This is a genomic window from Streptomyces sp. NPDC025618 (assembly GCF_055558795.1).
Genome location: NZ_JBVHLW010000008.1, coordinates 92,141 through 113,118, shown reverse-complemented (window position 1 = coordinate 113,118; position 20,978 = coordinate 92,141). Strand labels below are relative to the sequence as shown.

At 68.7% G+C, this 20,978-nt stretch carries 16 protein-coding genes; 6 read left to right on the top strand and 10 right to left on the bottom strand.

Features of this window, described 5'->3' with window-relative positions:
• Positions 1 to 72: 72 nt before the first annotated feature.
• From ACZ4A5_RS10610 to ACZ4A5_RS10580, 7 genes are all read right to left on the bottom strand, one after another.
• On the bottom strand, positions 73 to 1,029 hold the full coding sequence (locus ACZ4A5_RS10610) for a M48 family metalloprotease (protein ID WP_467581002.1): 957 nt from the start codon (positions 1,027 to 1,029) through the stop codon (positions 73 to 75).
• 313 nt (positions 1,030 to 1,342) lie between these two features.
• Positions 1,343 to 1,849 carry a Pycsar system effector family protein gene (locus ACZ4A5_RS10605; RefSeq protein ID WP_467581000.1) on the bottom strand — a complete coding sequence of 169 codons (507 nt, stop codon included), beginning with the start codon at positions 1,847 to 1,849 and terminating at the stop codon, positions 1,343 to 1,345.
• The gene (locus ACZ4A5_RS10600) at positions 1,846 to 2,967 is read right to left on the bottom strand and encodes a PE-PGRS family protein (protein WP_467580997.1); all 1,122 of its coding nucleotides are present in this window, start codon (positions 2,965 to 2,967) and stop codon (positions 1,846 to 1,848) included. The genes ACZ4A5_RS10605 and ACZ4A5_RS10600 overlap by 4 nt, the downstream gene beginning before the upstream one ends.
• 71 nt (positions 2,968 to 3,038) lie before the next feature.
• A complete protein-coding gene (locus tag ACZ4A5_RS10595) occupies positions 3,039 to 5,144 on the bottom strand; it encodes a hypothetical protein (protein WP_467580994.1) in 2,106 nt (701 codons plus the stop codon).
• Positions 5,141 to 5,998: a hypothetical protein gene (locus ACZ4A5_RS10590; protein WP_467580992.1), complete on the bottom strand. Its 858-nt coding sequence runs from the start codon at positions 5,996 to 5,998 to the stop codon at positions 5,141 to 5,143. The genes ACZ4A5_RS10595 and ACZ4A5_RS10590 overlap by 4 nt, the downstream gene beginning before the upstream one ends.
• 130 nt (positions 5,999 to 6,128) lie before the next feature.
• The gene (locus ACZ4A5_RS10585; protein WP_467580989.1) at positions 6,129 to 6,770 is read right to left on the bottom strand and encodes a Crp/Fnr family transcriptional regulator; all 642 of its coding nucleotides are present in this window, start codon (positions 6,768 to 6,770) and stop codon (positions 6,129 to 6,131) included.
• 351 nt (positions 6,771 to 7,121) lie between these two features.
• Positions 7,122 to 7,547 (bottom strand): YjbQ family protein, encoded by a 426-nt coding sequence (locus ACZ4A5_RS10580; protein ID WP_467580986.1) that lies wholly within the window; start codon positions 7,545 to 7,547, stop codon positions 7,122 to 7,124.
• 128 nt (positions 7,548 to 7,675) lie between these two features.
• Between ACZ4A5_RS10580 and ACZ4A5_RS10575 the strand changes: the two genes are divergently transcribed.
• The 5 genes from ACZ4A5_RS10575 (at position 7,676) to ACZ4A5_RS10555 (ending at position 15,102) form a co-directional block, all read left to right on the top strand.
• On the top strand, positions 7,676 to 8,428 hold the full coding sequence (locus ACZ4A5_RS10575) for a (Fe-S)-binding protein (RefSeq protein WP_467580984.1): 753 nt from the start codon (positions 7,676 to 7,678) through the stop codon (positions 8,426 to 8,428).
• A 104-nt stretch (positions 8,429 to 8,532) separates the two neighbouring features.
• Positions 8,533 to 9,981: a lactate utilization protein B gene (locus ACZ4A5_RS10570; RefSeq protein ID WP_467581244.1), complete on the top strand. Its 1,449-nt coding sequence runs from the start codon at positions 8,533 to 8,535 to the stop codon at positions 9,979 to 9,981.
• Positions 9,978 to 10,694, top strand: a complete 717-nt coding sequence (locus ACZ4A5_RS10565; protein ID WP_467580982.1) for a LutC/YkgG family protein — start codon at positions 9,978 to 9,980, stop codon at positions 10,692 to 10,694. The genes ACZ4A5_RS10570 and ACZ4A5_RS10565 overlap by 4 nt, the downstream gene beginning before the upstream one ends.
• 18 nt (positions 10,695 to 10,712) lie before the next feature.
• Positions 10,713 to 13,889, top strand: a complete 3,177-nt coding sequence (gene lacZ / locus ACZ4A5_RS10560; protein ID WP_467580979.1) for a beta-galactosidase, LacZ type — start codon at positions 10,713 to 10,715, stop codon at positions 13,887 to 13,889.
• 61 nt (positions 13,890 to 13,950) lie between these two features.
• Positions 13,951 to 15,102 carry a CaiB/BaiF CoA transferase family protein gene (locus ACZ4A5_RS10555; protein WP_467580976.1) on the top strand — a complete coding sequence of 384 codons (1,152 nt, stop codon included), beginning with the start codon at positions 13,951 to 13,953 and terminating at the stop codon, positions 15,100 to 15,102.
• A gap of 218 nt (positions 15,103 to 15,320) precedes the next feature.
• Here the strand turns inward: ACZ4A5_RS10555 and ACZ4A5_RS10550 are convergent, their stop codons facing one another.
• Positions 15,321 to 16,655 (bottom strand): MFS transporter, encoded by a 1,335-nt coding sequence (locus ACZ4A5_RS10550; protein ID WP_467580973.1) that lies wholly within the window; start codon positions 16,653 to 16,655, stop codon positions 15,321 to 15,323.
• A 95-nt stretch (positions 16,656 to 16,750) separates the two neighbouring features.
• Positions 16,751 to 18,565: an ABC transporter ATP-binding protein gene (locus ACZ4A5_RS10545; protein WP_467580970.1), complete on the bottom strand. Its 1,815-nt coding sequence runs from the start codon at positions 18,563 to 18,565 to the stop codon at positions 16,751 to 16,753.
• A gap of 222 nt (positions 18,566 to 18,787) precedes the next feature.
• Here ACZ4A5_RS10545 and ACZ4A5_RS10540 point away from each other — a divergent pair, with 222 nt between their 5' ends.
• A complete protein-coding gene (locus tag ACZ4A5_RS10540; protein WP_467580967.1) occupies positions 18,788 to 19,228 on the top strand; it encodes a MarR family transcriptional regulator in 441 nt (146 codons plus the stop codon).
• A gap of 67 nt (positions 19,229 to 19,295) precedes the next feature.
• Here the strand turns inward: ACZ4A5_RS10540 and ACZ4A5_RS10535 are convergent, their stop codons facing one another.
• On the bottom strand, positions 19,296 to 20,912 hold the full coding sequence (locus ACZ4A5_RS10535) for a peptide-N4-asparagine amidase (RefSeq protein ID WP_467580964.1): 1,617 nt from the start codon (positions 20,910 to 20,912) through the stop codon (positions 19,296 to 19,298).
• Between the last annotated feature and the right edge of the window lie 66 nt (positions 20,913 to 20,978).

Below are 20,978 nucleotides of genomic sequence, written 5' to 3'. Positions count from 1 at the left end.
GTTTACGCAGTGGATGTCTCAGCGGCATCGAGTGGCGGCGGCTCGGCCCCCGGGGGGCGAGGTGCGGCAGGCTCATCCTTGCTTCAGATACGGCGCCAGGTGATGCAGGCGCGTGTGGTAGTCGGGGTGCATGGACAAAAGCTTTGCCAAGAAGCCGCGGCTGCGGCCACGAGGTGGGGTTACCGTGCCCATCGCAGCCGCTCTACCGCACCGGGACAAGGCAGGAGCCGTCACGGGTCCACTTTCCCGATCCGCCGCCCGCGTCATATGCAACACCTCCGCGAGCATCGGCCCGAAGCCGGCCGCTGCCGCATGGTGATCCGCCCGTACTTCGGCCTGACGGGCCACGGCGGCGAGCAGGAACGGTGCAGCGGCCAGCATCACCACGACGAACCAGTACTCCAGCGCGACCGGCAAGACGGCGGCACCCGCCACAAGAAGCACCACTGCCGCCCAGAAGCCCATGCGCCCATGCCCGGTGGCGGTGACATGCCGGATCAGTTTCCGCACAGCGGCCCACGCAAGACGTCCCGGAACCGCATACCACTGTCCCAGGAGCGAGGACCATGCGTGGCCGCGGACATGGTGCCCCAGTTCGTGAGCGAGTACCGCGGCCAGCTGGCCATCGGACAGATGCTCCAGCGAAAACCGGGTAACGCCCACGATATGGCCTGCTACGGCCAGCGCGTTCAGGTGATCGCTGTCTTCGATCCACAGCTCGTATGCGCGCCCCTCGACACCCGTCCGGGCCGTCACTGTCCGCCACAACGGTTCCAGTCGGCTCAGCTCCTGTGGGGTGGGTTGACGAAGATTCAGCAGATGGCGGGCGAGGGCTCTCTCGGTGGGCCGGTGAAACGCCATGGCGCCGGAAACGAGCCAGAGCAAGCCCCCCAGCCAGCCCATGCCAGGGAGCAGGAGCTGAGCGACCACCACCACGATCGCCAGGCTTGCGAAGAACGGGGGCAACTGCAGCAGCAGTTGGAGCGCGGCCGTAACATCGATGCCCCGCTGCCGCTTGGCGAGATACACACGCCCACGTTGGCCGAGGTCCTCGTGCGGATCACGCTTCCTGGAGCCGGGAACGGCGTGGCCCACCAGCCCGCCGCCATCGCGGGCGGCAGCGTACTGCGTCGTGCTGCCCGGGTACGGCGGCGGGGGCGGTATCGTCCCGTCCGGACAACGCGAGGGGGACAAGGCCACAGCAGCCGGGTAGACCGGAGGGGCGGGCAGGGACGTGCTGCCGGCATGGGCCGGGTCGGGAGGAGTGGCCATGGGAGCTTCCTGTCTGGGCATACGGTCCGGATCGTGACGACGCGGTAAGGGGCAAAGCGGTGCCGAGCGTTCAGCCGATGAGTTGCGCGATGGGCAGAAGCACCACTCCCGTGCAGTAGAAGCCGAGGCCGGCCCGGATCCACCAGTGTTTGGAGCCCACGATGCGGCTGTTCTGGGCCAGCGCTTCGAGTACCCCGTCGGCCTGGCTCTCCTCGGTGACGGCGAGGGCCTCTGCGAGCCGACCGCCTTCCGCGGCCCGGCGGATGTCGTCGAAGTAGGTCAGCGGCTTCCCCGGGGACCACCGGCCAGTGCCGTACCGGGGCAGGACGGCGAGGAGCAGGCACCCCAGCGCACCGGCCAGAGCGGCCACCGCCACCCACACCAGCACGCTCCCGGGGACGGAGAGCCCCGACAAGAACCATCGGCGGGCCGCGACCAGGCCACCGAGCAGACTCACGGTCATGCTCATGATCCCCAAAAGCAGAGACGCCTTACTGTCCGCATGGGCCGTCTCGGAGCGCAGTTCCGCGAGGAGACGGGCTCCCACGGACGGGACTTCCGCCCCACTGCTGTTCATCGCCCCTCCTCGGCGCTGTCGGCGGACGCCCCTTCCCCCTGCTTGTGGAAATGCACCGGGGTGCCGGTGGACCCCGCCCAGGGCAGGGAGTCCGGTGCGGGAGGAGCGGAGGCGATACCGGGCAGGTTGTGGGCGAGGAGTCCCTCCAGGATCTCCACGGCCTGTTTGTTCAGTGCCGCGCGCTGGTAGTCCTCCGGATTCCCCTCCTTCAACACCTGGAGAGCGACCTCGGACTGGCTGCGGATCAGGCTCAGCTGGCCACTCTGCAGGCTTTCCATCACCACCCGGGAATCCTCCGGATGCTGTGCCAGGTGCAGGGCCCACATCGTCACGCCGCCGTGCTGGAGGTGGTACTCGTAGTAGCGGATCTTCTCCGCTTCCAACTGCCTCGCTTCCTCATCCTGGCGACCCCGCAGCATGACCAGTTCGTGATCGTGCTGGGCCCGCTCCGCCTCCCGCTCCGCCATGAGCCGGTCCTCCCGCAGCGCCACGTCGTGGGACATGCCGAGCTGTTCGTCGGTATACCGGAGTCGGCGCAGCTCCCGCTGGTGAGCAATCGCCGCGTCGTCCAGCCTGAGCCGCACGGAACACGACGTGCGCAGCCCGGCTTCTTCAGCCAGCTCGCCCTCCCTGGCGACCACCTGGTACACGGCGCGTTCGGCATCCGCACTCCGGTCGATCGGAAAGCCCCGGCCGATCGGGTACATCAGCTGCTCCAGCCGGCGTTTCAGGAGAGCGGGCACGTCCCGTTCTCCGCTGGCCACGAACTTTTGCGGCCGGGAGACTTGCCAGGTCAGCTCCACCTCGGCGGTGAAGTCGAAGGCGTCGTTGTCGCTGGGCAGCAGCAGCGACACGGCGCAGGTGTGCACCCCCATGTCGATTTCATAGGCCGCGGTGTACCGCCTGGTGGCGAACAATGAGCGCGTCGGCCGGTGGGGTGGCAGGTATACCTCGTACTCCCCTTTGTCCGTGGTGAAGAGCAACGCATTGTCGATCCGGCCGTATCCCCAGCCATGGCCGAACCGGGACAACTGGCGCACGGTCAATACCGGGTCGACCAGCTCACTGTGCCGGTCCGCTCCCTGGTCCCAGTCAGGCTCGCGGCGGATGTTCACCATGGTTCATCTCTCCTCACTCAACGGTGATCCGGAATTGACGACCCTGTTGGCCGCAGACGAGAGGTGATGCCCTACAACACGGCCATCAGACGATGGGCCACCGCGGGCGGGCCGTCCCCTCGCCGGTCGCGCAGTGTCCCCAGCATGTGATCGAGACGCTTACGGTCGTCATCGGAGTCGACAAGCGTCGGAAGCAGCATCGACAGTTCCCGCTCCGCCTGCGGATCGCCGTCCGCCTCGAGGACCCACCCGGCCAGAGCCTTCAGCGCGTCCGCCGTGTACCGCAGATCGCCCAGGGCGGTCTGCCAGAGCAGGGACAACCACCGTGCGTCCTCGGGCGGGCCTGCTGAGGAGGCCTCCGCATGCCACCGCAACAACAGCCGGCTGTCAGCGCGCGCACAGGCTAGAACAAACGCGCGCAGCGCCAGGCCACGGCCGGAAGGCCCATCCTGGAGGAGTTCGACCAGGCCCCGTAGCACCCGGCTGCGCACCGGTGCCGATTCGTCGCTCAGCAGCAGCGCGGCGGACTCGGCGATATGCTGCGCCTCGTGCTCGTCATCCCCGGTACGAGCGGCTTTCGCCAACGCCTTCAGCGCTTCGTCGGGCATCCTTGGGCCCACCAGAGCGTAGGCCCGGATGGCTGTCCAGCGAAGCCGTGATCCGGCCTCCTCCTCGCACCAGGAACGCAGGATCGACGGGATGTTCGGGGCACCGACGGCGTACGCCGTCGCGAGGGCGTTGGCGGCGACGAGGCAGTCACGGTAGATCTTCGACTTCGCCCAGCCCTCGATGAGCAGGGCCATCGCCGACGGCAGGTCGGTCTGGGCCAGCACCGCGGCGGTCACTGCCGCGCGAGTGCGCACCAGTGGCCGGCCGTCCTGTGCGAGCTTCCGGAGCCACGCGAGCAGAGCAGGCCGCGCGGAAGGGTGGCTCGTCCAGACCTCGCGAAGGACCTCGCCCGAGGCTCTGGGCTCCTGGAAGCGGGCCACGCGCTGGCGCACGGGGCCCCACTCGGTGTGTTCCTCCCTCCAGTACTCGACAGCGCGGGCCAGTCGCAGACGTTTGGTGATGGACGTCCCGAAGATGCCGACCCGGGGTTCTCTCCCGGCGTCCTCCGTCCTCTGGAACTGCGCGTACAGGGTGTCGCTGAGCTCTGCGGTCAGGGCGTAGGCAGCCTCGTCGAACGCTGCCAGGGAGATGAGGAACGCCTTGTCCCGGAGCTGGGTTTCGTCGCCCCCGAACCATTCCCGGACCTGCTCCCGGACCAGTCTCGGACCGACGTTCGCCAGATCCTCCCGAGTGGTCGTGCCGTCCGCGTGTGCGGCCAGTGCCTTCGCGAACGCCGCCGCCTCCCGCAGCTGACGGTCGTCCCGGCCGAGGAACTCCTGGGAGAGTTCCAAAGCCAGCAGCTCGCGTTCCCTGCGCGGGTCGTCCACCAGGGCGTGCAGATGTGACCGGAGCACAGCCTGGGGCGACGGCGGCACCCATGGGACGGGATCGACGCCCCGCAGGGTCGCGAACAGGTCGACGGTGATGACCAGATAGGCGCCCTTCTGCCGAAGGGCGTCGCGCAGGGCCCACAGGTCGATGTCGCGCAGTGGGTTCTCCCGGCCCGTCACCAGGTCGCTCACGAGGTAGCCGTGAGAGTTGCCATTCACCTCGTCTTTCAGCGCGGTCGGCGGGGTGTTGGGGTCGACGGCGCGTACGCTCACGGCGTCCAGGGAGCGCAGCAGCATCAGGGCAGCGCTGCGGCGGCCGGTGAAGGGCGCGCCGTACAGCACGAGTACCCGCTCCTCGCGCAGCCGGTCGCGCAGGGGGTGCACGAGCTCCTCGTACCCAGCGAACTCCAGGGCAAGTTGATCGAGTTCGGATGGAGGGATGTTCCCGGACGTGCGGGTGGCGGCGCCGAAACGGTAGTGGTGTTCCACCTTCGTGCCCAGAATGACGTCGCCTACGACGCTGCCCCCGCTGACGCCGGTCTGATCACCGCCGACCAGGCTGCCGCCGACCGCGGCCGGTACGTGCTCGTACAGCTCACGCCGCGCGGCCCAGGGGTCCTGCGGACGGTCGTCCTCCGCCTCGGTGTGCTCGCCGTTGGCCTGCTCCTGTTGGCCGGCCGCCGGGTCCGTGTCGTCCTGGGAGCGATCCGTCCGCTTGTCACCAGGCTGCTCGCTCATGCCTGCTCGCTCCGGCCCTCGTGCCGGACGGAGCCCATGACCACGTCACCGGTGACGTGGCCGCCGCTGACCCCGGTCTGATCACCGTTGACCTGGCTCCCGCCGACCGACACGGTCCCGCCGTTGAACGCGAATGCCGCCCCGGTGCTCGCAGGCACCGAGACAGGCGCCGCGAGAGCCTGCCCGGCGGCATCGCTGTGCGTACCCCCGCCGTCGCGCCAGGCGGGCGCGGGTTCCGCGGCAGGGGCGGTGGTGACGTGGGGGAGCACACCGTGCAGCCACAGGTCGAGCCGGTCCTTCTTCACGGACACCGCAACGTGGCGGAACTCTTCCGGGCGCAGTCCGCGGTGTCCGTGGCGGACCACTCCTTCGTAGACGGGGGACGACACCCCCAGCACACAGTCCGCGTCCCGCTGCGCGAGCCCTTCGCGCAAGGCATCGGCATCGAGCATCCGGCAGGACTGGTTGAGGTCGTGGCCGACGAGCCCGCCAACCGTGCCCTGCTTCGGGTCGAAGGCGACCTCCCCTGCGGCCAGCACCATCCGCAGCCGCATCTGGGCACTGCTCGATGCCAGCCGGTTGTACTGGAACAACGCATCCGGGGTGGTCGTCAACAGGGCCCGGAGCAGCGCGGTTTTCGGGATGTCGGCGCTGAGGAGCACGATCAGGCCGTCCCCGCGGTCCTCGCGGTACTGCATGTTCCTCTCGACACCCGCCTCAGCCAGGGTGTCCTCCACCACGTTGTGCAGTTCCCGGCGCAGGCAGGCCTGCACCACATCGTCCCGTCGGCTGAAGTCCTCGATGTCCAGCAGCAGAATGGTACGGTTGACGGGTTCTGTCAGGGCCAGAGTCATAGGTGCCTCTCGGACGGTCGGGCTCGGTCCGGAGCACTATCTCGCAGGGGTCTGACAGTGGAGAAGGAACGGCTACACACAGCATCTGTAGCCGATGGCACACAACTCGCCCCGACCGCAAAGCCGTCGGCTATTCACCACCCCCTATCCGGCGCAGCAGGTCCGGACGGACGATGACCAGTCCTCTGCGGCTGGTGCGGACTATGTCGCGTTCCCGCAGCTCTTTCAGAAGCCTGGCCACCGCCTCGCGGGAGGCTCCGACCGCGCCTGCCAGCTCATGCTGGCTGAGACCGGTGGTCAGGCGCATCCCCTCCGCATCCTGCACCCCGTGTGTGCACGACAGCTCCAGGAGCAGGAGCGACAATCGCTGACGAACCCCGAGCGCTCCTTGCTCCACGCGGCGCCGGTCGCTGGCCTGCGTCCGGTCCCCGATGAGGCTGAGCAGTTGGAGGGCGGTAGCCGGGAACTCCGCCAGATGGTCCAGGAATCTGCCGCGCCCGATCGTGACGGCCTCGACCTTTCCGAGTGCGGCGACCGTCGCCGAGCGAGAGCGGCCGCTGACCGCGGCGGCCTCACCGACGATGTCGCCCGGTCCCCGCAGGGCGAGCAGAGCTTCGTAGCCGTTGGCCGCGGAGCAGATGACCTTGGTCCAGCCGGCGAGGACGACTATCACATGGGTGGACGGTTCGTCCTGATGCACGAGGACGGACCGCGGGCTGTACTTCATGGGCTGACCCAGCTCCAGCAACGCGACCCGCTCCTGGTGCTCCAACCGGGCCAGGAAAGGGACTTGGTCGTCGAGCCTGCTGGCTCGTGACGACGCCGCAGAGACAGCCGCTGATTTCGGCTGCCCCGACAAAGGGTTGACCACGCCGTCGGTCCCCACTCGCACTCCCCCAAAGCCACGTCACTCCACGGTACTTCCGCGAAGCCTTCCTCTCACACCCTGCGCATCCCGCATTGGCGCACGAAACAAAGCACCCCAGTTGAACGCGCCCTCCGGGCACCGGCAAAGAGCCGCACGCAAACCGGCACGGTGAACGTCCGGCCCTCAGCCGCGGCTCCCGAGAGCGCACGAGAGCCGGCACCCGGACCAGGCCCTGCAGGAGTGGCCTGTCCCAGGTCACCCCAGGAAGCTCAGCCTCACTTTCCGGTCCGGGTTGTCCACGTTCGTGTCGACCAGGACGACCGACTGCCAGGTCCCCAGCTCCAGTTCGCCGTCCACCACGGGCAGCGTGGCGTGCGGCGGGACCAGGGCGGGCAGGACGTGATCCCGGCCGTGTCCGGGAGTGCCGTGGCGGTGCCGCCAGCGGTCGTCGGCGGGGAGCAGGTCGCCGAGGGCCGCCAGCAGGTCGTGGTCGCTGCCCGAGCCGGTCTCGATGACGGCCAGCCCCGCGGTCGCGTGGGGCGTGAAGATGTTCAGCAGTCCGTCGCGCCCTGGGGCAACCTCACGGAGGAACGCCGCGCACTCCTCGGTGAGGTCGTACACGGTCTGCGTCGAACCGGTCGTGATGCCGATCGTGCGGGAGGTGAAGGTGGTATCAGCCATGCCTCATATTCAAGCGGAGTGGTGACGGCCCCCGGCGCCGACCCGTCCGCGCGGCCGGTCCTTCACAGCGGTCGCTCGCTGCGGCAGTATGAGGCGCCGGATGATCAGGGCGGGAAGAGGAGGGGGACATGCGCGTAGGACTGTTCGTCACCTGCGTCAATGACACTCTCTACCCCCGCACGGGCCGGGCGGTCGTCACCCTGCTGGAACGGCTCGGTGTGCGGGTGGACTTCCCGATGGAACAGAGCTGCTGCGGCCAGCCGTTGTTCAACACGGGATACCGCCATGAGACCGAGCCGCTGATGCGCCGTTACGCCGCCGCCTTCCGCGACCACGACTACATCGTCACTCCCTCGGGCTCCTGTGCCGCCATGGTCCGTGACCATTACCCACGGATCGCGGCGAGGGCAGCCGCGGAGGGCCGGGGCGAGGAGCTGTCCACGGTGGCGGCCGAGGCGGTGGCCAAGACCTACGAGCTGACCGAGTTCCTCGTCGACGTCCTCGGCGTGACCGACGTCGGCGCCTCCTATCCGCATACCGTCACCTACCACCCCACCTGCCACGGACTCCGGGCGCTGGGCCTCGGCGACCGGCCCCGGCGCCTGCTGGAGCAGGTGAAGGGGCTTGAGCTGCGGGAGCTGGCAGGGGCGGAGGAGTGCTGCGGTTTCGGCGGCACCTTCGCGGTGAAGAACCCCGCCGTGTCCACCGCGATGGGCACCGACAAGGCCCGCGCCGTTACCGCGACCGGCGCACAGGGCGTGTGCGCGGTCGACAACTCCTGTCTGATGCACATCGGCGGCATTCTCTCCCGCGCCGGCTCGGCCGTGCGTCCCGTCCATATCGCGGAGATCCTCGCCAGCAGGGAGGGCGACGTCCGGTGAACAGCGGTCGCGGGAGCGGTCCCGTCAGCGGTCCGGCAGGCAGGAGGCCGGGCCCGGCCGACGGCGGCCCTCAGGACCGCGCCCGCGGCGCCACCTATCTGGGCATGCCGGCCTTCCCCCGGGCTGCCGCCGTCTCCACCCGTGACAGCCGCCTGCGCGCCAATCTCCGGCACGCGACGCACACCATCCGCGCCAAGCGCGCCCAAGCGGTCGCGGAACTGGCGGACTGGGACGGACTACGCGCCGCCGGGGCCGCGATCAAGGACCGGACCTTGCGTCATCTCGACCACTACCTCGTGCAGCTGGAGGAGTCGGTGACCCGGGCCGGCGGCACGGTGCACTGGGCGGCCGACGCCGGGGAAGCCAACCGCATCGTCACCGACCTGGTACGGGCGACCGGTGAGACCGAGGCCGTCAAGGTCAAGTCGATGGCCACGCAGGAGACCGGCCTCAACGAGGCCCTTGAGGACGCCGGGATCCACGCCTACGAGACCGACCTCGCCGAACTGATCGTCCAGCTCGGCGACGACCTCCCCTCGCACATCCTCGTCCCCGCCATCCACCGCAATCGCGGCGAGATCCGTGACATCTTCCGCGACCGCATGGCGAGCTGGGGCCGCCCCGCCCCCGAAGGTCTGAGCGACCGGCCCGCCGACCTCGCCGAGGCGGCTCGGATACATCTGCGCGAGAAATTCCTGCGCGCCAAGGTCGGTATCTCCGGCGCGAACTTCATGGTCGCCGAGAGCGGCACCCTGGTGGTGGTCGAATCCGAAGGCAACGGCCGGATGTGCCTCACCCTCCCGGAAACACTGATCTCGGTCGTCGGTATCGAGAAGGTCGTGCCGACGTGGCGGGATCTGGAAGTCTTCCTCCAGCTCCTGCCGCGCTCCTCGACCGCGGAGCGGATGAACCCGTACACGTCGATGTGGACAGGCACCACCGACGGCGACGGCCCGCGCTCCTTCCATCTGGTGCTTCTCGACAACGGGCGCACGGACACCCTCGCGGACCAGGTCGGCCGCCAAGCGCTGCGCTGTATCCGCTGCTCGGCCTGTCTGAACGTCTGCCCCGTGTACGAGAGGGCCGGCGGCCATGCGTACGGTTCGCCGTACCCCGGTCCGATCGGTGCGATCCTCACCCCGCAGTTGCGCGGACTCACCTCCCCGCTGGAGGAGTCGCTCCCGTACGCCTCGTCGCTGTGCGGGGCTTGTTTCGAGGTGTGCCCGGTCGCCATCGACATCCCGGAAGTCCTGGTCCACCTGCGCGAGCGGGTCGTGGAAGGCGGCGAGGTGACCCTGCGCGGAACGCGCACCGTCATCAAGCCGGCCAGGAAGCACCGGGCCGAGCGCGCCATGATGCGGGCCGCCCGCTGGACCTTCGACCACCCGGGCGCGCTGCGCCACGGCCAGCGACTGCTCTCCCGCACCCGCCGCCTCCACCCCGGACGGCTCCCGGGCCCTGGCCGGGCCTGGACTGACTCCCGGGAACTGCCCGATGTGCCGGCCGAATCCTTCCGGGACTGGTGGGCCCGTACGCGAGGGGACGCGACATGAGCACGTGGTCGGGTCCGGCATCGGGGCCGGGGGCGGGGTCGAGCAGGGAACAGGTGCTGGGGCGTATCCGGCGCGCACTGGCCGACGTGCCACGCGACGAGCACCCGGACGACCATCCCGTCGTGCGCGACTATCTCGCCACGCACGGGCAGCGCACGCCCGCCGAATCCGTCGATCTGCTCGCCCGGAACCTCTCCGACTACCGTGCCGTCGTCCACCGCTCGGACGCCGCCGGCCTGCCCGCGCTCCTTTCCCGTCTGCTGGCCGCACGGGGCGCGCGACGCGTGGTCGTGCCGTCCGGGCTGCCGGGGACCTGGCTCGCCGAGGCGCGGGTGGACGTCGTCCCCGACTCGGCGTCCGCTGCCTTGTCGCCGGGCGAACTGGACACGATGGACAGTGTCGTCACCGGCTGTGCCCTGGCGATCTCCGAGACCGGCACGATCGTCCTCGACGGCAGCCCCGGGCAAGGGCGCCGCATCATCTCGCTCGTGCCCGACCATCACCTGTGCGTGGTGCGGACCGCGGACCAGGTCGTGGACTCCGTACCGCAAGCCCTCCCCCGCCTGGCCGCGGACCGTCCGCTGACCTGGATCTCCGGCCCTTCCGCCACCAGCGACATCGAACTGGACCGGGTCGAAGGAGTCCATGGCCCACGCACCTTGGAAGTGATTCTCGTGGCGGGAGATCCACGGCCTGCCTCCGCGTACCCCTGAGACGTTCGGAGTTGACGCATGCGCGCACCACGCCCGGACCCCCGCGCCGCCACCGTCACCGGTGCCTCCCCCGAGGTCTTCCAACTGAACCGGGAACCCGCTCGCAGCCCGCTCATCCCCTTCGCCGACGTGCCGTCCGCCCTTGCCCACCGCCCCGCCGAGTCGCCGTACTACCGCTCGCTCAACGGCGAGTGGCGCTTCGCCTGGTCCAGCAACCCGGCGGATCGCCCCCGGAACTTCTTCGACCACGACTTCGACGACACCGACTGGGACCGCATCGAGGTGCCCGGCAACTGGGAAACGCAGGGCTACTCCGAGCCGACCTACTTCAACGTCCGCTATCCCTGGACCGGATACGAACAGCCCACTCCCCCGCACGCGCCGACCTCCTTCAACCCGGTGGGCTCCTATCGCCGCACCTTCACCATCCCCGACGACTGGCAGGGCCGCCGGACACTGATCTCCTTCCAGGGCGTCAAGTCCGCGTTCTTCGTCTGGGTCAACGGCGAGCTGGTCGGCTACAGCGAGGACAGCTACTCTCCCGCCGAGTTCGACCTCAGCCCCTGTCTGCGCGACGGCCGTGGGGCGGAGGAGAACAGTCTCGCGGTCGAGGTCTACCGCTGGTCCAACGGCAGCTGGCTGGAGGACCAGGACATGATCGATCTGTCCGGTATCTTCCGCGACGTCTATCTCATCTCCGTGCCCCAGGTCCATGTGCACGACCTCTTCGTCCGCACCGACCTCGGCCCCGACCTCCGCGACGCCGATCTGATGGCACAGGTGACCTTGCGGTCCGACCCGACAGCCTGCCCTGCCGACCACCTCGTCCGTGCCGTCCTGCACACCGCCGACGGATCCGCGGTTCTCTCCCGCACCGGCAACGCCCGCTTCGACGCCGCCACCGGGGAGGCGATCGTCGAGCTCAGTGCCCATGTGCCGAGGCCATCGCTGTGGTCCGACGAGGCGCCGAACCTCTACGACCTCACGGTCGAACTGGCCGACCCCGAGGGCCGCACGCTCGAAGTCCAGCACACTCGCGTCGGCTTCCGCAGCATCTCCTGCGCACGGGGAAGACTCACCATCAACGGCAAGCCCCTCGTCTTCCGCGGGGTGAACCGGCACGAATCCGATCCGGACCACGGGCAGGCGGTCCCACTGGATCGCATGGTGCGGGACATCCGCCTCATGAAGCAGCACAACATCAACGCCGTCCGTACCTCTCATTACCCCAATCACCCACACTGGCTCGAACTGTGCGACCAATACGGCCTCTATGTGATCGACGAGGCCAACCTGGAGACGCACGATGTGCGGGACACACTGCCGGGAAACCGCCCCGAGTGGGCCCCCGCCTGCCTCGACCGGATCCGCAGTCTCGTCGAACGGGACAAGAACCACCCCTGCGTCGTGGTCTGGTCGCTGGGCAACGAAGCCGGCCAGGGGGAGATCTTCCACGCGATGGCCGACTGGGTCCACGACCGCGACCCGTCCCGCCCCGTGCACTACGAGGGCATGAACGAAGTCGCCGACATCGAGTCGCAGATGTATGCCACGCCCGACGCCGTGGAGGCATACGGACGATCCGGCGCGACCAAGCCGTACATCCTTTGCGAGTACGCCCACTCGATGGGCAACAGCACGGGCAACCTCAAGGAATACTGGGACATCATCGAGGCCCATCCCCTGCTTCACGGCGGATTCATCTGGGACTTCGCCGACCAGGCAGTCCGTCTCCCGCTCCCGGACGGTCTCGATGGCACCTACCTTTCCTACGGTGGCGACTGGAAGCCCGGCCACCCCTCCGACGGCAACTTCTGCTGCAACGGTCTCGTCGACGCCGACCGCACCCCGCGGCCCGCTCTCCTGGAGGTCAAAAAGATCTATCAGCCGGTACGGGTGTCCAGCGAGGATCTCGGCGCCGGGACCGTACGGGTCACCAACCGCCAGCTCTTCACCGGCCTCCAGGGATACGAGCTGCTGTGGGAGGTCACCCGCGACGGATCCCGTATCCAGCACGGCTCCCTTGCCTCGCCGCAGGCCGGGCCAGGTGAATCCGCGACCGTGCAATTGCCGTTGAAGCCACCGGACCAGCCGGTGCCCGGCGCCGAGTACTGGCTGAACATCTCCTTCGCTCTTCGCGGCGCAGCGTCCTGGGCCGAAGCGGGCCATGCCGTCGCCGCCGAGCAGTTCGCCCTCCCATGGCGCGCCCCGGCATCCACACCCGTCTCTGCGGCTGCCCTTCCGGTAATCTCGGTCACAGAGACCATGCGCACCATCGCGGTCACGGGCCCGGAACTCGACCTGGTCCTGGACAAATCCACCGGAACGTTCACCGCCTACCGCTATGCCGGGCGGACGCTCTTGACGGGTGGTCCGGTGCCCAACTTCTGGCGCGCGCCTACCGATAACGACATCGGGCGTGGCGCCCAGGTCATCTCGCGCACCTGGCGCGACGCGGGCGCCAACCGCACCGTCACCGGCGTCGAGGTCACACGGGCCGCGGCAGGAGAAGTCGTCCTCACCGTCGCTGCGACCCTCCCGACGTCTCCCGACGTCTCCCCGTGGACGACCGTCTTCACCGTACGCGGGGACGGCGAGATCCTCGTACGCCATACTCTCCTCCCTGGCCGGGGCCTCCCCGATCTGCCTCTGGTGGGTGCCCTGCTGACCGTGCCGGCCGACTATCAGGCGCTCAGCTGGTACGGACGCGGACCGCAGGAGAACTATCGGGACCGGTGCACCGCCTCCTTCGTCGGTCGTTACGACCGTTCCCTGGCGACAGCCGCCATGCCGTACGCCCGTCCGCAGGAGAGCGGTAACGTAACGGGCGTCCGCAGCGTCTCGTTGACAGGGCAGAGTGGTGTCGGGCTGACCGTGCTGGCCGAACCGGGAGACGACTTCGGGTGGTTGGAGGTGAGCGCTCTCCCTTGGACACCCGTCGACCTGGACGGGCCCCGCCATCCGCACGAGCTCCAGCCACGCGGCCAGACATTCCTGGGCATCAATCACCGGCAGACTGGCGTCGGCGGCAACGACTCCTGGGGAGCGGCGCCGCTGGAGCGCTATCTGCTGCATGCCGACCGCGAGTACAGCTACTCCTACCGGCTGCGGCCCGCCCCCTGGCGACCGACCAGGGAAACTCTCGACGCTGAACCGCTCTCCGATATCCATGGCACGAGACTAGGGATGGAGTGATCGGAGCGTGACGGGCTGTCCACAGCCCCAGTCGTATGATCCCACCCAGCAAGGAGCCGAGTTGAGCCTCCCCTTGCACGACATCACCGTCGTCGCCCTGGAACAGGCCGTCGCCGCCCCGTTCGCCACTCGCCAGCTGGCAGATCTCGGCGCGCGTGTCATCAAGGTCGAGCGGCCGGGCCGCGGCGATTTCGCCCGTGACTACGATCGCAGCGTCAAGGGCCTGTCCGCCCATTTCGTCTGGGTCAATCGGGGCAAGGAGAGCATCGCCCTCGATCTCAAATCCGGCCCGGACCGCTCACTGCTGGATCGCATACTCACTCGGGCCGATGTGTTCATACAGAACCTGGGTCCCGGAGCCGCCGAACGGCTCGGTTTCGGCAGCGCGGAGTTGCGCGCCCGGCACCGTCGCCTGATTACTTGTGATGTCTCCGGCTACGGCACCTCAGGTCCGTACCGTGACAAGAAAGCCTACGACCTGCTGGTGCAGTGCGAGGCGGGGCTGGTGTCGATCACCGGCGACACCGACTCGCCGGCCCGGCCCGGCATCTCCGTCGCGGACATCGCCGGAGGCATGTACGCCTACACAGGCATTCTCAGCGCGCTGTACGAGCGCGAGCGCACGGGCGAAGGGTCACAACTGTCCGTCTCCCTCTTCGACGCTCTCGCGGAGTGGATGGGGCATCCGTACTTCGCCGAGGCGTATGGCGGCCCGCCCATTTCCCGCAGTGGCGCCCGGCACCCTTCCATCTCTCCATACGGCCACTACCGTTGCGGGGACGGCGCCGGCGTCTTCCTCGGCGTGCAGAACGATCGCGAGTGGGAGGCACTGTGCGAAAAGGTCCTCCGGCAGCCCGCTTTGATCCGTGATCCCCGCTTCGCGGACAACCCCCTGCGACGGGCACACGACGACGAGCTGACAGCCGTGATCGAGCAGCAATTCCACCCGCATACAGCGGACGAGGCTATTGCCTTGCTCGAAGGAGCGGGAATCGCCCATGCGCGGCTTCGGACAGTCGCCGAATTCACTGCCCATCCGCAGTTGACGGCACGCGATCGGTGGCGCGCCTTCGATTCGCCGAAAGGCCCATTGCGCGGTCTCCTGCCACCGGTCGAAGTCCACGGCCGGGAGCCGGTGATGGGCGCGGTGCCCGCCCTGGGCGCCCATACTACGGCGATCCGCGCGGAGTTCTCGGAACCTGGCACGCGTTAGTACCGCAACCGCATATGGCTGTACGGGAAGGCATGACCGTTGAAGCGGTACGTGGCCGTCGAAGCCGTGCCCGGAATCGCTGACGGCCGTGGGGCCCACCACTTAGCCGGGGAGAGCCGAGCTCCAATCGGCGTCTCCTGGCCTGTGCCTCAGTGGCCGGCCCGGCACCCCACCCATCGCGGATACCAGGGGCACAACCCCCGGATACCGTTGCTGTATCAGTGATCGAGCGGGCGTTTCGCGGTCTCCGGGAGCAGCAGATAGACACAGGCCGAGACCACGCAGAGCGCCGCGACGTACCAGGGGAAGGCACTCGGGTGGCCTGACTGCTTGAACCAGGTGCCGACATAGGGCGCGGTGCCGCCGAAGAGCGCGACCGTCAGGGAATAGGGGAAGCCGATTCCAGCGGCCCGCACGCGGGCGGGGAATACCTCGGCGTTCACAGCTGCCGCCACGGAGGTGTATCCCGTGAGCAGTACCATCCCGGCGCACTGGACCAGCAGCAGCGAGGTGAAGGATCCGTCGACCGCGTGCAGCAGCGGCACCGCGAGGGCTGCGAATCCCACTGCGAAGCCGATCAGCAAGGGCTTGCGCCCGATGTGGTCCGACAACATGCCGCCGAGCGGCTGGAGTACGGCGAAGAAGGCCAGGGAGATCGTCCCCGCGAGCAGTGCGTCGCCTTTGCTGATATCGGCGTTCACCTGGGCGTATGTCGGCAGGTAGGTGGTCCAGGTGTAGTAGGCGAGGGTGCCGCCCGCCGTGATCCCGCAAATCAGGAGTGACTGGCGGGGATAGCGGCGCATGCCTTCGCACAGCGACGGTCGCGCGGCTGCCTCGCGCACCACCTCATGCGTCTCGTGTGCTCCCTGCCGGATCCAGAACCCGACAAGGCTGATGAGGGCTCCGAAAAGAAAGGGAACGCGCCAGCCCCAGTCACCCATCTGGTCATCCGTGAGGAGGTGGGCCAGAAGGGCCGCGCTGCCGGACGCGAGGAGCTGTCCGAGCGTGGTGGACACGTATTGGAAGCTGGAGAACAGCCCCCTTCGGCCGGGGCCGGCCGATTCGATGAGGAAGGTCGTCGAGGCCGCGAATTCCCCTCCGACGGAGAGTCCTTGGACCAGGCGGGCAATGACGAGCACCACCGGCGCGAGGACGCCCACGGAGGCGTAGGTGGGCGTGAGTGCCACCAGCAGGCTGCCGCCGCCCATGAGCAGAATGGTGACGGTCAGCGCGGCCCGTCGACCTCGGCGGTCGGCGACGGCCCCCATCAGGAGACCTCCGACCGGACGCATGAAGAAGCCGACGGCGAAGACGGCGAAGCTGGACAGCAGGGGCACCAGGGAGTTTCCTGAGCCCTTGGGGAAGATCTGATCTGCGAAGTAGGTCGCGAGGAACGAATAGGCGTACCAGTCGTACCATTCGGCGGCGTTGCCGACCGATGCCGCAGCGAGCTGGCGGACGGAGGACCTGGAGTGGAAGCCTGCCGCCTTCACCGGATGCGGGGGGCCGACGGCTCCGCCACCGTCGACAGGCAGGGATTCGGATTGCGTCATGATCCATTGAATCCCCTCCCCCTTCGCCTCGCACACCCGTCCGATGCGGCTTCTCCCAGGCCCTGGCCGTCCGACCCCTCTTCCTCAGATCTCCCTCAGACGCTCGCCGCGAGGTGGGCGTCGCGGCGCACGAGGGCGGCGTAGTGGCCATCGTCCGCGAGGAGTTCCTCATGGGTGCCGCGCTCGGCGATGCGTCCTCCGTCGAGCACGACGATTTGATGGGCATCGCGGACAGTAGAAAGCCGGTGCGCGATGGTGATCGTCGTGCGGCCTGCGGAAAGGGCGTCGATGGCTTGCTGCACCGCGTGCTCCGTGCGCGTGTCCAGGGCGCTGGTCGCTTCGTCCAGGATGAGGACAGGAGGATCGCGGAGAATCGTGCGGGCGATGGCCAATCGCTGCTTCTCGCCTCCGGAGAAGCGGTAGCCGCGCTCACCGACGAGGGTGTCATAGCCGTCGGGCAGGGAAGCGATGTGCTCATGGATCTGCGCGGCCTTGGCCGCCTCCACCATCTCCTCGTCCGTGGCATCCGGTTTGGCGAATCGCAGATTGTCGGCGACCGAGGCATGAAAGAGATACGTCTCCTGCGAGACCACTCCGACCGCGCGGGCGAGCGTATCGAAATCCAGGTCACGGACGTCGACCCCGTCCAGGAGCACCCGACCGCCGGCGACGTCGTACAGCCGCGGCACCAGATAGCTGAGGGTGCTCTTGCCCGAGCCGGTCGGGCCGACGACGGCCAGGCTGCCACCGGCCGGAACCTCCAGGTCGATGCCGCTGAGCGCTTGTCTGGGCGGTTCCCCGGAACGCTGCGCCTCGTAGGAGAACGTGACGTCCTCGAAGCGGACTTCGCCGCGCACCTTCTCCAGCCGTACCGGCTCTTCCGGCTCGGCGATGTCCACCGGCAGGTCGAGGTATTCGAAGATCCGCTGGAAGAGAGCGAGAGAGGTCTGCATCTGCACGCCCGTGGTCAGCAGGCTGATCGCCGGCCGGAAGAGGGCCTGCTGGAGTGAGACGAAGGCGACCAGGGTGCCGAGGGAAATGCCGGGGCCGCCTGCTTGCAGCGCGATACCGGCCGCCCAGTAGACGAGAGCGGGCATGGCCGCCATGACCACGCCGATGGTGGACATCCTCCAGCGCCCGGCCATGTTCGCGCGGACCTCGAGCCCGACGAGCCGTTCGGACTCCTGGGAGAACGCGCGGGTGAGGGAGTCGGAGCGGCCCATGGTACGGCCGAGGAGAATGCCGCTCACCGACAGCGACTCGGTGACCATGGCCGCCATGGCGGCCATCTGCTTCTGCCGCTGAGAGGTGATCTTCTTGCGCTCGCGGCCGACGCGACGGCTGATCCATACGAAGACCGGCAGGAGCAGCAGGGAGACGACCGTGAGCCGCCAGTCCAGGGCCAGCATCGCCACCACCGTGGCGACGACACTGGTGAGATTGGAGACCAGCGAGGTGGCGGTCGACGTCACCGTGGCCTGCATGCCGCCGATGTCGTTGGCGATGCGCGACTGCACCTCACCCGTGCGGGTCCGGGTGAAGAAGGCGAGGGGCATGCGCTGGAGCCGGTCGTAGACCGCGATGCGCAGGTCGTGCATCACCCGCTGGCCGACCGTGGTGGAGATCAGCGTCTGCGCCACGCCGAAGATGCCGTTCACGACCGCGGCCGCGATCATGCCGAGCGCCAGCAGGCTGAGAAGGCCCGTACGGCCTTGCGGGATGGCTACGTCGAGCACCTCACGCAGCAGGAAGGGCGAGGCGACCGACACCAGTGAGGAGGCGGCGACGAGCAGCCCGACGAGGGCGAGTCTGCCGCGGTAGGGACGGAAGAGCCCGAGGATCCTGCGCACTTGCGCGGGTTGCTCGGGGTCTGCGGGCGGGGGTGTCCAGTCAGGTTGGTCGTGACGCATGGGCTCCTGATTCTCTGATCACGAAGGGTGTGCGAGAGAGGTGCGAACGAGACCGGCAACCTACCGGCCCGCGAAGCCGGCGAGGCTCGCGAGGTCGGCGAGGCTCGCGAGGTCGGCGAGGCTCGCGAGGTCGGCGAGGCCGGCAGTGGAGATCCGATCGCTAGCGAGCATAGCTCATTGTTACCTATACTCACAATGCACTGGGTCCTGTAACCTCTGATCATGACCGCTTCCGATTCGTCCGCCCAGCTCGCCGAACAGCTGCTGCGTCTCACCCGCAGGCTCCACCGGGCGCAGAAGCTCTATCTGGGACCGGTTGGCATCACGCCCGCTCAGGCCCGTCTGCTGCGCACCGTCGCGCACTGCGAGGAGCCGCCGCGTATGGCTGATCTCGCCCAGCGGCTCGAGGTCGTGCCGCGCGCCGTGACCACGCTGGTCGACGCCCTGGAGGAGCACGGTTCCGTGCGCCGGGTCCCGGATCCGTCCAACCGGCGGGTCATCCGGATCGAGCTCACCGATCGCGGTCGCTCCACCCTGCGCGCTCTGCGTGAAGCCCGGCGGACCGCCGTCGAGGACACCCTCGCCCCGCTCTCCGCCGAGCGGCGTGAACTGCTCGGCGGCCTGCTGGCCGAGTTGCTGAACGGCCCGGACCAGCACTGCTGACGCTGCTGCCCGCCGGGAGGCGGGACCTCGGGGCAGCGTTCCCCGGGATCCCGCCCGACCGCGCCGGTCAGCAGCGCTGCCGGTCCTCCGTCAGCTCGCCCTGGGCCGTCGCCAGCGTCCGGTCGTAGCAGGAGCCTGGCCCTTCGAGGCGGTACCGCTCGCGCGAGATGCCGGTCGCGTGCCGCTGGTCGCGCGATACGTTCTGGTTGTACGCGGCATCACCCTTATAGGTGTCGTCAAAACTCGACCAGGTGAGACGTTTGCCTGCACGCAGAGTGACACTGTCCGCCCCGTCCCCCATCGTCATGACCGTGCGCAGACGGTCTCCGGTCGAGACCGTCGTCGCCCCGTCCATGGTGTAGGTCCGGTGGGTCCGGGTCGTGGTGGCGGGCCCGTGCCCCGCTGTCGTGACCGTCTCATCGTCGTTCCAGCGCGCCTGGAGCGCGTCCGTCGTCTCGCTCTCGTTCCAGCGGTGGTCTGAGCGACCCGTGAGGTTCCGCGTGACGGTCGTCGTCACACGGCCATGCGAGGTGTCGAGGTATCCGGCTACGGTCAGCAAGTGCCCACCGTCGGCTCGCAGATGCCGCTCGGCACCGGGCTCGTAGGCGGTGGTGTTGCGGGGATCCCCCGCGTCGTGGGTGGTCAACGCGCCGGTGACCACGGCCGACTTGGCGTCCTGCCAGACGAGGATGTTGGTGGGCGTGCTCCAGCCGCTCTGCCCGTCGGGCAGTCCCGCCACGGAGACCGTGACCCGGTGCGGCTTGCCGTCGTTCAGCTGCCCGGCGAAGGGCGTGAGGTCGTACTCGACGGGGCGCACGTCGAAAGCGCGCGGGCCCGGAATCACGTACCACAGGAAGGGGTTGGACCAGCCTCCGGTCCATACCGTCGGGAACGGCGCGGCGATGCCCGCCAGGCGGCCGTCCACCGCGACCTGGACCTCCCGATAGGGGCCGTCCTTGGCCCTGCACGAGTACGGCGTGGAGTCGGGCACGGTGAGGTACCAGAACTCCTCGCACCCGCCACCCGAGCCCGTCGCGTAGACCTCGGCCACGATCCGCTCGCTGTTGCGCGGCGTGGTCAGCTGACCCTCGTAGGCCGCTCCCGCACTGTGCGCACCGTCGAGGGTGAGAACCCTGTCCGGAGTGGACGCGGCCTTCACCGGCCCTTCGGCGGCGTAGAACGTCAACGTGACCTTGACCTTGATGACGCCGGTGTACGTGCCGTCCACGGTGTTGCCGATGAGCATCTCGACAGGCTGCTCGTTCCGCAGCGTGGCGGCATAGCGGGTGACGTCCTTCTCCACGTTCCAGGCGATGCCCTGGGGTGACGGCTCGGGTGTGGAGGTGCGCAGGACCTCGACGCCGCCGATGTGCAGATAGCCCAGGCGATCGAATTGCCGTCCGGCGACAGCCCCTTCGAGCCGCAGGACCACCTTGCTCCAGTGGTCACCACAGCCCTTGGGCGGCGTGTACGTGTTCTTGTAGGGCGTGTAGTCGCGGAATTCGGTGTCGGCGACGGTCACCTTGCAGGACCGGGTGTCCGGGGTGGCTATCGGCGGGGCGGCGGTGACCGGGTCGTGCCAGTCGGTGCCGAACTCGGTCGGCGGGCCCGCGGCCGTAGCCGGGTTCACGCCCAGCGACAGCCCGATGGCCGCGGCGCACAGCGCGAGAAGCAGTCGTCTCATGGGGCAGGAGTGAAGCGCGTCGTGGGGCGGCGCGCCAGAGCCCCTTTGGCCTGATGTGTCGTCGCT